The following is a 14,604-nucleotide window of genomic DNA, read 5'->3' on the forward strand; positions in this document are numbered from 1 at the left end:
CTCATGATTAAATCAAAAATCGTGCTGTTATCAGCACTGGTTTCCTGCGCCCTGATTTCAGGTTGTAAAGAAGAAAATAAAACGAATGTCTCCATTGAGTTTATGCATTCTTCGGTGGAACAGGAACGCCAGGCGGTAATTAGTCAGTTAATTGCGCGTTTTGAAAAAGAAAACCCGGGCATCACCGTTAAACAAGTGCCCGTGGAAGAAGACGCCTATAACACCAAAGTCATTACCCTTTCACGTAGTGGTTCGCTGCCGGAAGTGATCGAAACCAGCCATGACTACGCCAAAGTTATGGACAAAGAGCAGCTTATCGATCGCCTGGCGGTTGCCACGGTCATCAGCAACGTCGGTGAAGGCGCGTTCTACGATGGCGTTCTGCGGATTGTGCGCACCGAAGATGGTAGCGCATGGACCGGTGTTCCTGTCAGCGCCTGGATTGGCGGCATCTGGTATCGCAAAGATGTGCTGGCAAAAGCCGGGCTGGAGGAGCCGAAAAACTGGCAGCAATTGCTGGATGTCGCGCAGAAACTGAATGACCCGGCGAATAAAAAATATGGCATTGCGCTGCCTACGGCAGAAAGTGTGCTGACGGAACAATCCTTCTCCCAGTTTGCCTTATCCAACCAGGCCAACGTCTTTAACGCCGAAGGCAAAATCACCCTTGATACACCAGAGATGATGCAGGCGCTGACCTATTACCGCGACCTTGCTGCCAACACCATGCCGGGTTCTAACGACATCATGGAGGTGAAAGACGCTTTTATGAACGGCACCGCGCCGATGGCGATTTACTCCACCTATATCCTTCCGGCTGTGATTAAAGAGGGCGATCCGAAAAACGTTGGTTTCGTTGTACCCACCGAGAAAAACTCTGCGGTCTACGGCATGTTGACCTCGCTGACCATTACCGCCGGGCAAAAGACCGAAGAGACCGAAGCGGCTGAAAAATTTGTCACCTTTATGGAGCAGGCAGACAACATTGCCGACTGGGTGATGATGTCGCCAGGCGCGGCGCTGCCGGTGAACAAAGCGGTTGTCACTACCGCCACCTGGAAAGACAACGACGTTATTAAGGCGCTGGGAGAATTGCCAAATCAGTTAATCAGCGAACTGCCAAATATTCAGGTCTTTGGCGCAGTAGGGGATAAAAATTTTACCCGCATGGGCGATGTGACGGGTTCTGGCGTGGTGAGCTCCATGGTGCATAACGTCACCGTGGGTAAAGCCGACCTCTCTACCACGCTGCAAACGAGCCAGAAAAAGCTGGATGAACTGATCGAACAGCACTAATCCCAGGACAGGAATCCGCAATGAACAGGCTTTTTTCAGGTCGTTCCGATATGCCCTTTGCGCTGCTGCTTCTCGCGCCCAGCTTATTACTGCTGGGCGGTCTGGTGGCGTGGCCAATGGTGTCGAATATCGAAATCAGTTTTTTACGTCTGCCGCTTAATCCCAACATCGAGTCAACGTTTGTTGGGGTGAGCAACTATGTGCGTATTCTCTCCGATCCCGGCTTCTGGCACTCGCTGTGGATGACGGTCTGGTATACCGCGCTGGTGGTGGCAGGTAGCACCGTGCTCGGGCTGGCAGTGGCGATGTTTTTCAACCGCGAGTTCCGCCTGCGTAAAACCGCGCGTTCGCTGGTGATCCTCTCCTACGTAACGCCGTCTATTTCGCTGGTGTTCGCCTGGAAATACATGTTCAACAACGGCTACGGCATTGTGAACTACCTCGGCGTCGATCTTCTGCATCTCTATGAGCAGGCACCGCTGTGGTTCGATAATCCGGGCAGTAGCTTTGTGCTGGTGGTGCTGTTCGCCATCTGGCGCTACTTCCCGTATGCCTTTATCTCGTTTCTGGCGATTTTGCAGACCATTGATAAATCGTTGTACGAAGCGGCAGAGATGGACGGCGCGAATGCCTGGCAACGGTTTCGCATCGTCACGCTGCCCGCGATTATGCCGGTCCTGGCGACGGTGGTGACGCTGCGCACCATCTGGATGTTCTACATGTTTGCTGATGTTTATCTGCTGACGACCAAGGTCGATATTCTCGGCGTCTATCTCTACAAAACCGCCTTTGCCTTTAATGACTTAGGGAAAGCGGCGGCGATCTCGGTGGTGCTCTTCATCATTATTTTCGCTGTCATTCTGCTGACCAGAAAACGGGTGAACCTCAATGGCAACAAATAAACGCACACTCAGTCGCATCGGTTTTTACTGCGGGCTGGCGCTGTTTCTCATCATCACGCTGTTTCCGTTTTTTGTGATGCTGATGACCTCGTTCAAAAGCGCGAAAGAGGCGATCTCGCTGCATCCTACGCTGCTGCCACAGCAGTGGACGCTGGAGCATTACGTCGACATTTTTAACCCGGTGATTTTCCCGTTTGTCGATTATTTCCGTAACAGCATGGTGGTGTCGGTAGTTTCATCCGTGATAGCAGTATTTCTCGGCATTCTCGGGGCTTACGCGCTTTCCCGCCTGCGCTTTAAAGGGCGGATGACCATCAACGCCAGCTTTTACACGGTGTACATGTTCTCCGGCATTTTGCTGGTGGTGCCGCTGTTCAAAATCATCACCGCGCTTGGCATATACGACACCGAGATGGCGCTGATCATCACCATGGTAACGCAAACCCTGCCCACCGCCGTGTTTATGCTGAAAAGCTACTTCGACACCATCCCTGATGAGATTGAAGAAGCGGCGATGATGGATGGCCTCAACCGGCTGCAAATCATCTTCCGCATTACCGTGCCGCTGGCAATGTCCGGGCTGATCTCCGTGTTCGTCTACTGCTTTATGGTGGCGTGGAACGACTATCTGTTTGCGTCGATTTTCCTCTCCAGCGCCAGCAATTTCACCTTACCAGTGGGCCTGAACGCGCTGTTCAGTACGCCTGATTACATCTGGGGACGCATGATGGCGGCCTCGCTGGTGACCGCATTGCCGGTGGTGATTATGTATGCGCTTTCGGAACGTTTTATTAAGAGTGGTTTGACCGCCGGTGGCGTGAAGGGCTAAAGCGGCCAGTTTCTTTACAAGGAGTTTTACATGAAAAAGTTAGTAGCCACAGCACCGCGCGTTGCTGCGCTGGTTGAGTATGAAGATCGGGCGATTTTAGCCAATGAAGTGAAGATCCGCGTGCGTTTCGGCGCACCGAAACACGGAACGGAAGTGGTCGACTTCCGCGCCGCCAGCCCGTTTATCGATGAAGACTTTAACGGCGAGTGGCAGATGTTCACCCCGCGTCCCGCAGATGCGCCGCGCGGCATTGAGTTTGGCAAATTCCAGCTTGGCAACATGGTGGTTGGCGACATTATCGAGTGCGGCAGCGACGTTACCGACTACGCGGTGGGCGACAGCGTATGCGGCTACGGCCCGCTCTCCGAGACGGTCATCATTAACGCAGTGAATAACTACAAGCTGCGCAAAATGCCGCAAGGCAGCTCCTGGAAAAACGCCGTCTGTTACGACCCGGCGCAGTTTGCCATGAGCGGCGTGCGCGATGCCAACGTACGCGTAGGGGATTTTGTCGTGGTGGTAGGGCTTGGCGCGATCGGTCAAATTGCCATCCAACTGGCGAAACGCGCTGGCGCATCGGTGGTAATTGGCGTCGATCCTATCGCCCATCGCTGTGAGATTGCCCGTCGCCACGGTGCTGATTTCTGCCTTAACCCCATTGGCACTGACGTAGGCAAAGAGATCAAAACGCTGACCGGCAAGCAGGGTGCCGATGTGATTATCGAAACCAGCGGTTACGCCGACGCGCTGCAATCGGCGCTGCGCGGTCTGTCCTACGGCGGCACCATCTCGTATGTCGCGTTTGCCAAACCATTTGCTGAAGGTTTTAACCTCGGACGCGAAGCGCATTTCAATAACGCCAAAATTGTTTTCTCCCGCGCGTGCAGCGAACCGAACCCGGATTATCCGCGCTGGAGCCGTAAGCGTATTGAAGAAACCTGCTGGGAACTGCTGATGAACGGTTATCTCAATTGCGAAGATTTAATCGACCCGGTAGTGACCTTTGCCAACAGCCCGGAAAGCTACATGCAGTATGTCGATCAGCATCCGGAACAGAGCATCAAAATGGGCGTTACGTTTTAATTCAAAGGAATGAAAAAATGAAAATAGGCACACAGAATCAGGCATTCTTTCCGGAAAATATTCTGGAGAAATTTCGTTATATCAAAGAGATGGGCTTCGATGGTTTTGAGATTGACGGCAAACTGCTGGTCAACAACATCGAAGAAGTCAAAGCGGCAATCAAAGAAACCGGTTTACCGGTGACCACCGCCTGCGGTGGCTATGACGGTTGGATTGGCGACTTTATCGAAGAGCGTCGACTTAATGGCTTAAAGCAGATCGAACGCATTCTTGAAGCTCTGGCAGAAGTGGGCGGTAAAGGTATCGTCGTTCCGGCTGCATGGGGCATGTTTACCTTCCGCTTACCGCCGATGACCTCGCCGCGTAGCCTGGATGGCGACCGCAAAATGGTGAGTGATTCCCTGCGCGTACTGGAACAGGCGGCCGCACGTACCGGAACCGTGGTGTACCTCGAACCGTTAAACCGCTATCAGGATCACATGATCAACACCCTCGCCGATGCTCGTCGTTACATCGTCGAAAACGATCTTAAACATGTACAGATTATCGGCGATTTCTATCACATGAATATCGAAGAAGATAACCTGGCGCAGGCGCTGCATGACAACCGCGACCTGCTCGGTCATGTGCATATTGCCGATAACCATCGCTACCAGCCGGGCAGCGGCACCCTGGATTTCCACGCGCTGTTTGAACAGCTGCGCGCGGATAACTATCAGGGCTATGTGGTGTACGAAGGGCGTATCCGGGCAGAAGATCCTGCCCAGGCGTACCGTGATTCTTTGGCCTGGTTGCGTACCTGCTAAGAGGTCTTTGTGAAAAGTGCAATGACAAGCTCTCCGCTGCGGGTCGCGATCATAGGCGCGGGCCAGGTGGCGGATAAAGTTCATGCTTCGTACTACTGCACCCGCAACGATCTGGAACTGGTGGCTGTCTGTGACAGCCGCCTTTCCCAGGCGCAGGCGCTGGCAGAAAAATACGGGAATGCATCCGTGTGGGACGATCCGCAGGCCATGCTGCTGGCGGTGAAACCTGATGTGGTTAGCGTCTGCTCACCTAACCGTTTTCATTACGAACATACCCTGATGGCGCTGGAAGCGGGCTGCCATGTGATGTGCGAAAAACCGCCCGCCATGACGCCAGAACAGGCGCGGGAAATGTGCGATACCGCGCGCAAACAGGGCAAGGTGCTGGCCTACGACTTTCACCATCGTTTTGCACTCGATACGCAACAGCTGCGTGAACAGGTGACCAACGGCGTTTTGGGAGAGATTTACGTTACCACCGCCCGCGCCCTGCGTCGCTGCGGCGTTCCCGGCTGGGGCGTTTTTACCAATAAAGAATTGCAGGGCGGCGGGCCGCTTATTGACATCGGCATTCATATGCTGGATGCGGCGATGTATGTACTGGGCTTTCCGGCGGTGAAAAGCGTGACCGCGCATAGCTTTCAAAAGATCGGCACACAAAAGAGCTGCGGTCAATTTGGCGAGTGGGACCCGGCAACCTACAGCGTCGAAGATTCGCTGTTTGGCACCATTGAATTTCATAACGGCGGCATTCTGTGGCTTGAGACCTCATTTGCACTCAACATCCGCGAACAGTCGATTATGAATGTCAGCTTTTGTGGTGATAAAGCCGGGGCGACGCTGTTTCCAGCACATATCTACACCGATAACAACGGTGAGTTAATGACGCTGATGCAACGGGAAATGGCAGACGACAACCGTCATCTGCGCAGTATGGAAGCCTTTATCAACCACGTACAAGGTAAGCCCGTGATGATAGCCGACGCCGAGCAGGGGTACATCATCCAGCAACTGGTGGCGGCGTTGTATCAATCCGCAGAAACAGGGACGCGTGTGGAATTATGACCAGGCCAGTAACGTTAACGGAACCCCATTTCAGCCAGCATACCCTGAACAAGTATGCTTCGCTGATGGCGCAGGGGAACGGCTATCTTGGGCTTCGCGCCAGCCATGAAGAAGATTATACGCGCCAGACACGCGGTATGTATCTGGCGGGGCTTTATCATCGCGCGGGGAAAAATGACATCAACGAACTGGTGAACCTGCCTGACGTCATAGGGATGGAGATTACCTTGAATGGTGAACTTTTTGCGCTATCCCGCGAAACGTGGCAGCGCGAGCTTGACTTCGCCAGTGGAGAATTACGTCGCAATGTCGTCTGGTCTTCAGCCAGCGGCGCACGTTATGCCATCGCCAGCCGTCGCTTTGTTTCGGCAGAACAACTGCCGCTGATGGCGCTGGAAATCAGCATTACGCCGCTGGACGCTGACGCGTCAGTGCTGATTTCAACAGGCATTGACGCCACGCAAACCAACCACGGACGACAACATCTCGACGAAACCCAGGTGCGGGTGTTTGGTCAGCATTTGATGCAGGGGATCTATACCACTCAGGATGGACGCAGTGATGTGGCCATCAGCTGTTGCTGCCAGGTGAGCGGTGACGTGCAGCAATGCTATACCGCCAAAGAGCGCCGCTTGCTGCAACATACCAGTGCACAACTACCTGCGGGCAAAACGCTGACGCTGCAAAAACGGGTGTGGATCGACTGGCGGGACGACAGACACGTCGCTTTAGACGAGTGGGGTAGTGCATCGCTTCGTCAGCTTGAAATGTGTGTACAGCAGAGTTACGACCAACTTCTTGCAGCATCCACAGAAAACTGGCGTCAATGGTGGCAGAAACGTCGTATCACGGTAAACGGTGGCGATGCGCACGATCAGCAAGCGTTAGATTATGCGCTTTATCACCTACGCATCATGACGCCTGCTCACGACGAGCGCAGCAGTATTGCGGCAAAAGGTTTGACCGGGGAAGGCTACAAAGGCCACGTTTTCTGGGATACGGAAGTATTTTTACTGCCGTTCCATCTGTTTAGCGAACCGACGATTGCCAGAAGTTTACTGCGTTATCGCTGGCACAACTTGCCAGGCGCGCAGGAGAAAGCGCGACGCAACGGCTGGCAGGGCGCGCTATTTCCGTGGGAAAGCGCGCGCAGCGGCGAAGAAGAGACGCCGGAATTTGCCGCCATTAACATTCGCACCGGGCTGCGGCAAAAAGTGGCCTCGGCGCAGGCGGAACATCATCTGGTCGCCGATATCGCCTGGGCGGTTGTTCAATACTGGCAGACCACGGGGGATGAAAGTTTCATTGCTCATGAAGGCATGGCGCTACTTCTGGAAACTGCAAAGTTCTGGATTAGCCGCACGGTGAGGGTTAACGACCGTCTGGAAATTCATGATGTTATTGGGCCAGACGAATATACCGAACATGTCAATAATAACGCCTTCACCAGCTATATGGCGTATTACAACGTCCAGCAGGCGCTGAACATCGCTCGTCAATTTGGCTGTAGCGACGATGCGTTTATCCATCGCGCCGAAATGTTCCTTAAAGAACTGCGGCTGCCAGAAATTCAGCCCGACGGCGTTTTGCCGCAGGATGATTCGTTTATGGCGAAACCAGCGATTAATCTGGCGAAATACAAAGCGGCGGCGGGGAAGCAAACCATTCTGCTGGATTATTCACGCGCAGAAGTGAACGAGATGCAGATCCTCAAACAAGCTGATGTGGTGATGCTCAATTACATGCTGCCGGAGCAGTACTCAGCGGCATCGTGTCTTGCCAATCTGCAATTTTATGAACCGCGCACCATTCACGACTCTTCACTGAGTAAAGCGATCCACGGCATTGTTGCCGCACGCTGTGGCCTGTTGGCGCAAAGTTATCAGTTCTGGCGGGAGGGGACTGAAATCGATCTTGGTGCTGATCCGCATAGCTGTGATGACGGTATCCACGCTGCCGCAACTGGCGCAATCTGGTTGGGGGCGATTCAGGGTTTTGCCGGGGCCAGCGTGCGCAACGGTGAATTACATCTCAATCCGGCGTTACCTGAGCAGTGGCAACAGTTGTCTTTCCCTCTGTTCTGGCAGGGCTGTGAATTACAGGTCACTCTTGACGCGCAGCGCATTGCGATTCGGACTTCTGCGCCAGTTTCACTGCGTTTGAACGGTCAGCTTATTTCAGTCTCTGAAGAATCTGTTTTCTGTTTAGGGGATTTTATTTTGCCCTTCAATGGGACCGCTACCACGCATCAGGAGGGTGAATGAAACTGCAAGGGGTAATTTTCGATCTGGATGGAGTAATCACCGATACCGCACATCTGCATTTCCAGGCGTGGCAGCAGATTGCCGCTGAAATTGGCATCAGCATTGATGCGCAGTTTAACGAATTCCTAAAAGGGATCAGCCGCGATGAGTCCCTGCGGCGAATTCTGCAGCACGGGGGTAAAGAGGGCGATTTTAACCCACAGGAACGGGCGCAACTGGCGTATCGCAAAAATCTGCTTTACGTCCACTCACTGCGCGAACTGACGGTTAATGCTGTGCTGCCTGGCATTCACAATTTGCTGGTAGAGCTCCGAGCACAGCAGATTCCGGTTGGGCTGGCTTCTGTCTCCCTGAATGCGCCGACGATTTTAGCAGCGCTGGAGCTGCGCGAGTTTTTCACCTTCTGCGCGGACGCTTCCCAACTCAAAAATTCGAAACCGGACCCGGAAATCTTTCTCGCCGCCTGTGCAGGGCTGGGCGTGCCGCCACAGGCATGTATCGGCATTGAAGATGCGCAGGCGGGCATTGAAGCCATTAACGCCAGCGGTATGCGCTCGGTGGGGATCGGCGCGGGCTTAACCGGGGCGCAATTGCTGTTGCCCTCAACGGAATCTCTCACATGGCCGCGGTTATCGGCCTTCTGGCAAAACGTATAGCAAAGGAATCAACATGGCTCAGCTTTCGTTACAACATATTCAAAAAATCTACGATAACCAGGTGCATGTGGTGAAGGACTTCAACCTGGAAATTGCCGATAAAGAGTTCATTGTCTTTGTCGGTCCGTCAGGCTGCGGTAAATCGACTACGCTGCGCATGATTGCCGGGCTTGAGGAGATCAGCGGTGGCGATCTGTTGATCGACGGCAAACGAATGAATGACGTTCCAGCCAAAGCGCGCAATATCGCGATGGTGTTCCAGAACTACGCGCTGTATCCGCATATGACGGTCTACGACAACATGGCGTTTGGCCTGAAGATGCAAAAAATCGCCAAAGAGGTGATTGATGAGCGGGTTAACTGGGCGGCGCAAATCCTCGGCCTGCGTGAGTACCTGAAACGCAAGCCGGGCGCGCTTTCTGGCGGGCAACGCCAGCGTGTGGCGCTCGGACGGGCGATTGTGCGCGAAGCGGGCGTGTTTTTAATGGATGAACCGCTCTCTAACCTTGATGCCAAGCTGCGCGTACAAATGCGCGCAGAGATCAGCAAGCTGCATCAGAAACTGAACACCACCATGATCTACGTGACCCACGATCAGACCGAAGCGATGACCATGGCGACGCGGATTGTGATTATGAAGGATGGGATTGTTCAGCAGGTCGGTGCGCCGAAAACGGTTTATAACCAACCTGCGAATATGTTTGTTGCCGGATTTATTGGATCGCCTGCGATGAATTTTATTCGCGGCACGATCGATGGCGATAAATTCGTTACGGAAACGCTTAAATTAACCATACCCGAAGAGAAATTAGCGGTTCTGAAAACACAGGAAAGTTTGCATAAGCCCATCGTGATGGGAATACGCCCGGAAGATATTCATCCGGACGCGCAAGAGGAAAATAACATTTCCGCCAAAATTAGCGTGGCAGAATTAACCGGTGCGGAATTTATGCTCTACACCACGGTTGGGGGGCACGAGTTAGTGGTCCGTGCTGGTGCGTTAAATGATTATCATGCAGGAGAAAATATCACTATTCATTTTGATATGACTAAATGTCATTTCTTTGATGCAGAAACGGAAATAGCAATTCGCTAAATACAGGGGGAAGGCATTCCCCCAGGATAATACAAGGAACAATAATGAAAAAGTTATTACCCTGTACCGCACTGGTGATGTGTGCGGGAATGGCTTGCGCACAGGCCGAGGAAAAGAACGACTGGCACTTTAATATCGGCGCGATGTACGAAATAGAAAACGTCGAAGGTTATGGCGAAGATATGGATGGGCTCGCGGAGCCTTCTGTCTATTTTAATGCCGCCAACGGGCCGTGGAGAATTTCTCTGGCCTATTATCAGGAAGGGCCGGTAGATTATAGCGCGGGTAAACGTGGAACGTGGTTTGATCGCCCGGAGCTGGAGGTACATTATCAGTTCCTCGAAAGCGATGATTTCAGTTTCGGTCTGACTGGTGGTTTCCGTAATTATGGTTATCACTACGTTGATGAACCGGGTAAAGACACGGCGAATATGCAGCGTTGGAAAATCGCGCCAGACTGGGATGTGAAACTGACTGACGATTTACGTTTCAACGGTTGGTTATCGATGTATAAATTTGCCAACGATCTGAACACGACCGGTTACGCTGATACCCGAGTCGAAACGGAAACAGGTCTGCAATATACCTTCAACGAAACGGTTGCTTTGCGAGTGAACTATTATCTCGAGCGCGGCTTCAATATGGACGACAGCCGCAATAACGGTGAGTTTTCCACGCAAGAAATTCGTGCCTATTTGCCGCTGACGCTCGGCAACCACTCGGTGACGCCGTATACGCGCATTGGGCTGGATCGCTGGAGTAACTGGGACTGGCTGGATGATATTGAACGTGAAGGCCATGATTTTAACCGTGTGGGGTTATTTTACGGTTATGATTTCCAGAATGGTCTTTCCGTTTCGCTGGAATACGCGTTTGAGTGGCAGGATCACGACGAAGGCGACAGCGATAAATTCCATTATGCAGGTGTCGGCGTAAATTACTCGTTCTGATAATGGGTTAAATTGCCGGATGCGGCGCGAGCGCCAAATCCGGCATACATTTATTTCAACGACATATGCGTGGCAACGGTAATATTTTGTGGTGACGGTTTTCCGGCAATTAAGCGGAATAATAACTCGCAGCTTTGTTGCCCTAACTCCTGCGTCGGAACATCGATGCCGCCCGGTGCAGGCGTTAAAATAAATGACAGCGTTTCATTGCTATAACCCACCACCGCTAACTGCTGCGGAATAGCAATATTTTTCTCTGCTGCCGCACGATAAATGCTCATTAATTTCAGGCTGTCAGTGGCAAATACGGCTTCTGGCAACGGCGACTGGCTTAATAATTGCCGTGCGGCTTGCAAGGCTGTTTCATGGGTATAACCGCCGTCAACAATCCATTCATCACGCACTGCAATATTATGCGTAGCCAGGCTTTGCTTATAACCATTTACCCGATCCACTGAAACATGAACATCAAGCGGCGCATGCAGGCAGGCAATATTCTTATGCCCGCTTTCAATTAACGCATTGGTCAGCGCAATACTGTCGCCATAATTATCGGTATCGACGGAATAAACATGGCTGTATTGACCTTCAACTTTGCCAATTACCACTACCGGAATATCATATTTATCGAGTTGGGCAAAAAATGACTCATCCGCTGGCGAACTTAGCATAATAATGCCTTTAATCATTTTCTGCTTAATTTTGCTTTCGCATTTTTGTAAGTCTTCTGCCAGGTTGTGCGACGTCTGCAATATCACGTCGAAACCTTCTTCTTCAGCTTTGGCGGTGATGGCATGTAAAACTTCCGAGAAAAACGGATTACCCGCCGTAGTTTTGGTCGAACGGGTAGAAATCACCATAATGGCATCAAAACCCGAAGAGGTCAGCGCGCGTGCCAGCTTGTTTGGTTGATACTGTAATTCTTCAATGGCCCGTAACACTTTTTCGCGCGCTTCCGGGGAGATATTGGTTTGCTTATTCAGCACGCGTGATACGGTGGATTTTGATACGCCTGCAACCCTGGCAATATCATAAATAGTAGGGGACATAGGTCAGGAACTCCGTCCGAACGTGAATGTTGCACATCTTATGGAGTTCGCCCGTCGATGACAACACGGGCAGTTGATAATCAATGGCCTGGCCCCCACATTCATATCCTTACTGATGGTTTTTTCTGGTCCACAGGACAGCAATGAAGCGACTTAAAAATGAACTTAATGCGCTGGTGAATCGGGGTGTCGACAGACATCTGCGCCTCGCCGTAACCGGACTTAGCCGCAGCGGCAAAACGGCGTTTATCACTGCGATGGTCAATCAGTTGCTCAATATTCACGCCGGAGCAAGGTTGCCGCTGTTAAGCGCGGTGCGTGAAGAACGGCTGCTGGGCGTAAAACGCATTCCCCAGCGTGACTTTGGCATTCCGCGCTTCACCTATGATGAAGGGCTGGCGCAGTTATATGGCGATCCACCCGCCTGGCCAACGCCAACGCGCGGCGTCAGCGAAATTCGCCTGGCGCTACGTTTTAAATCGAACGATTCGCTGCTACGCCACTTTAAGGATACCTCCACGCTGTATCTGGAGATTGTGGATTATCCCGGCGAATGGTTGCTCGACCTGCCGATGCTGGCGCAGGACTATTTAAGCTGGTCGCGCCAGATGACGGGCTTACTTAATGGTCAGCGCGGCGAATGGTCGGCGAAATGGCGAATGATGTGCGAAGGGCTGGACCCGCTAGCGCCTGCCGACGAAAACCGGCTGGCAGACATTGCCGCCGCCTGGACCGAGTATCTCCACCACTGCAAACAGCAGGGGTTGCACTTTATTCAGCCTGGGCGCTTTGTCTTGCCGGGAGATATGGCAGGAGCACCCGCGCTGCAATTCTTCCCGTGGCCGGATGTCGATGCCTGGGGCGAGTCCAAACTGGCGCAGGCCGATAAGCATACCAATGCCGGAATGCTGCGCGAGCGGTTTAATTATTACTGCGAGAAAGTGGTGAAGGGGTTCTATAAGAATCATTTTCTGCGCTTTGACCGCCAGATTGTGCTGGTGGATTGCCTGCAACCTCTCAACAGTGGGCCACAGGCATTTAATGATATGCGTCTGGCGCTGACGCAGCTGATGCAAAGTTTCCACTACGGGCAGCGAACCCTGTTCCGGCGTTTGTTTTCACCGGTTATCGATAAGCTATTGTTTGCTGCCACTAAAGCAGACCATGTGACCATCGATCAGCACGCCAATATGGTTTCATTACTGCAACAACTGATTCAGGATGCCTGGCAAAATGCGGCGTTCGAAGGGATCAGCATGGACTGCCTGGGGCTGGCGTCAGTTCAGGCGACCACCAGCGGCATTATTGATGTTAACGGTGAGAAAATCCCGGCGCTGCGCGGTAATCGACTCAGCGATGGCGCACCGCTCACTGTTTATCCTGGCGAAGTTCCCGCTCGTTTGCCCGGTCAGGCGTTCTGGGATAAGCAAGGCTTCCAGTTTGAGGCGTTTCGTCCGCAGGTGATGGATGTTGACAAACCGCTGCCGCATATTCGCCTTGATGCTGCGCTGGAATTTTTAATAGGAGATAAATTGCGATGACCGAACCGTTAAAACCACGTATTGATTTCGACGGTCCGCTGGATGTCGATCAGAATCCTGAATTCAGGGCGCAGCAGACCTTTGACGAAAATCAGGCACAAAATTTTGCCCCGGCCACACTCGACGAAGCGCCTGAAGAAGAGGGGCAAGTTGAAGCGGTAATGGATGCAGCGTTACGTCCTAAACGCAGCCTGTGGCGCAAAATGGTGATGGGCGGGCTGGCTCTGTTTGGCGCAAGCGTTGTCGGGCAGGGTGTACAGTGGACAATGAATGCCTGGCAAACCCAGGACTGGGTAGCGCTGGGTGGATGTGCTGCAGGGGCATTGATTATCGGCGCTGGCGTAGGTTCTGTGGTAACAGAGTGGCGGCGCTTATGGCGCTTGCGACAGCGCGCCCATGAACGCGACGAAGCGCGTGATTTATTGCACAGCCACGGCACCGGCAAAGGCCGCGCATTTTGCGAAAAACTGGCACAGCAGGCGGGCATCGATCAGTCACATCCGGCGCTGCAACGCTGGTATGCCTCAATCCATGAAACGCAAAACGACCGTGAAGTGGTCAGTTTGTATGCGCATTTGGTCCAGCCAGTTTTAGATGCCCAGGCGCGGCGTGAAATCAGCCGTTCGGCAGCGGAATCAACATTGATGATTGCGGTCAGCCCGCTGGCGCTGGTGGATATGGCATTTATCGCCTGGCGCAATCTGCGTTTGATTAATCGCATCGCCACGCTGTATGGCATTGAACTGGGGTATTACAGCCGTTTGCGCCTGTTTAAGCTGGTATTGCTGAATATCGCTTTCGCCGGAGCCAGCGAACTGGTGCGCGAAGTGGGGATGGACTGGATGTCGCAAGATCTCGCTGCTCGTTTGTCTACCCGCGCAGCTCAGGGGATTGGTGCAGGACTTCTGACGGCACGACTGGGGATTAAAGCTATGGAGCTTTGCCGCCCGCTGCCGTGGCTTGACGATGACAAGCCACGCCTCGGGGATTTCCGTCGTCAGCTTATCGGTCAGGTGAAAGAAACTCTGCAAAAAGGCAAAACGCCCAGCGAAAAATAATGCAATATC

13 protein-coding genes are annotated in these 14,604 nt (G+C 52.8%); 12 read left to right on the forward strand and 1 reads right to left on the reverse strand.

Features of this window, described 5'->3' with window-relative positions:
• The first annotated feature begins 3 nt into the window (after positions 1-3).
• Genes ACJHWR_RS14860 through ompG form a run of 10 tightly spaced genes read left to right on the forward strand, consistent with a single transcriptional unit; the run spans position 4 to position 10,947 of the window.
• Complete coding sequence (locus ACJHWR_RS14860; protein WP_000597477.1) at positions 4-1,296, forward strand: ABC transporter substrate-binding protein; 1,293 nt, start codon at positions 4-6, stop codon at positions 1,294-1,296.
• Between the two features lie 20 nt (positions 1,297-1,316).
• Complete coding sequence (locus ACJHWR_RS14865; protein WP_001080790.1) at positions 1,317-2,198, forward strand: carbohydrate ABC transporter permease; 882 nt, start codon at positions 1,317-1,319, stop codon at positions 2,196-2,198.
• Positions 2,185-3,027, forward strand: coding sequence for a carbohydrate ABC transporter permease (locus tag ACJHWR_RS14870; RefSeq protein ID WP_000224671.1), 843 nt, complete (start codon positions 2,185-2,187; stop codon positions 3,025-3,027). Before ACJHWR_RS14865 ends, ACJHWR_RS14870 begins: the two co-directional genes overlap by 14 nt.
• 30 nt (positions 3,028-3,057) lie before the next feature.
• A complete protein-coding gene (locus ACJHWR_RS14875) occupies positions 3,058-4,110 on the forward strand; it encodes a zinc-dependent alcohol dehydrogenase (RefSeq protein WP_000737351.1) in 1,053 nt (350 codons plus the stop codon).
• A 17-nt stretch (positions 4,111-4,127) separates the two neighbouring features.
• Positions 4,128-4,916, forward strand: coding sequence for a sugar phosphate isomerase/epimerase family protein (locus ACJHWR_RS14880; RefSeq protein WP_000690227.1), 789 nt, complete (start codon positions 4,128-4,130; stop codon positions 4,914-4,916).
• A gap of 9 nt (positions 4,917-4,925) precedes the next feature.
• A complete protein-coding gene (locus tag ACJHWR_RS14885) occupies positions 4,926-5,981 on the forward strand; it encodes a Gfo/Idh/MocA family protein (RefSeq protein WP_000833579.1) in 1,056 nt (351 codons plus the stop codon).
• The gene (locus ACJHWR_RS14890) at positions 5,978-8,245 is read left to right on the forward strand and encodes a glycoside hydrolase family 65 protein (protein ID WP_000198069.1); all 2,268 of its coding nucleotides are present in this window, start codon (positions 5,978-5,980) and stop codon (positions 8,243-8,245) included. Before ACJHWR_RS14885 ends, ACJHWR_RS14890 begins: the two co-directional genes overlap by 4 nt.
• Positions 8,242-8,901 (forward strand): beta-phosphoglucomutase, encoded by a 660-nt coding sequence (gene pgmB / locus ACJHWR_RS14895; RefSeq protein WP_000775773.1) that lies wholly within the window; start codon positions 8,242-8,244, stop codon positions 8,899-8,901. Before ACJHWR_RS14890 ends, pgmB begins: the two co-directional genes overlap by 4 nt.
• Positions 8,902-8,914: 13 nt before the next feature.
• On the forward strand, positions 8,915-9,997 hold the full coding sequence (locus tag ACJHWR_RS14900) for an ABC transporter ATP-binding protein (RefSeq protein WP_000057972.1): 1,083 nt from the start codon (positions 8,915-8,917) through the stop codon (positions 9,995-9,997).
• Between the two features lie 44 nt (positions 9,998-10,041).
• Entirely contained in the window at positions 10,042-10,947 is a 906-nt protein-coding gene (gene ompG / locus ACJHWR_RS14905) for a monomeric porin OmpG (RefSeq protein ID WP_000735244.1), read from the forward strand.
• Positions 10,948-10,997: 50 nt separating this feature from the next.
• Here the strand turns inward: ompG and ACJHWR_RS14910 are convergent, their stop codons facing one another.
• Positions 10,998-11,996: a LacI family DNA-binding transcriptional regulator gene (locus ACJHWR_RS14910; protein WP_000075365.1), complete on the reverse strand. Its 999-nt coding sequence runs from the start codon at positions 11,994-11,996 to the stop codon at positions 10,998-11,000.
• 143 nt (positions 11,997-12,139) lie between these two features.
• Between ACJHWR_RS14910 and ACJHWR_RS14915 the strand changes: the two genes are divergently transcribed.
• Together ACJHWR_RS14915 and ACJHWR_RS14920 are read left to right on the forward strand one after the other, a co-directional pair.
• On the forward strand, positions 12,140-13,537 hold the full coding sequence (locus tag ACJHWR_RS14915) for a YcjX family protein (RefSeq protein WP_000825768.1): 1,398 nt from the start codon (positions 12,140-12,142) through the stop codon (positions 13,535-13,537).
• Entirely contained in the window at positions 13,534-14,595 is a 1,062-nt protein-coding gene (locus ACJHWR_RS14920) for a YcjF family protein (protein WP_000138696.1), read from the forward strand. Before ACJHWR_RS14915 ends, ACJHWR_RS14920 begins: the two co-directional genes overlap by 4 nt.
• Positions 14,596-14,604: the final 9 nt, after the last annotated feature.

Origin of the sequence: Escherichia sp. WS568 (genome assembly GCF_046486085.1) — a bacterium.
Classification (GTDB): Bacteria; Pseudomonadota; Gammaproteobacteria; order Enterobacterales; family Enterobacteriaceae; genus Escherichia; species Escherichia coli.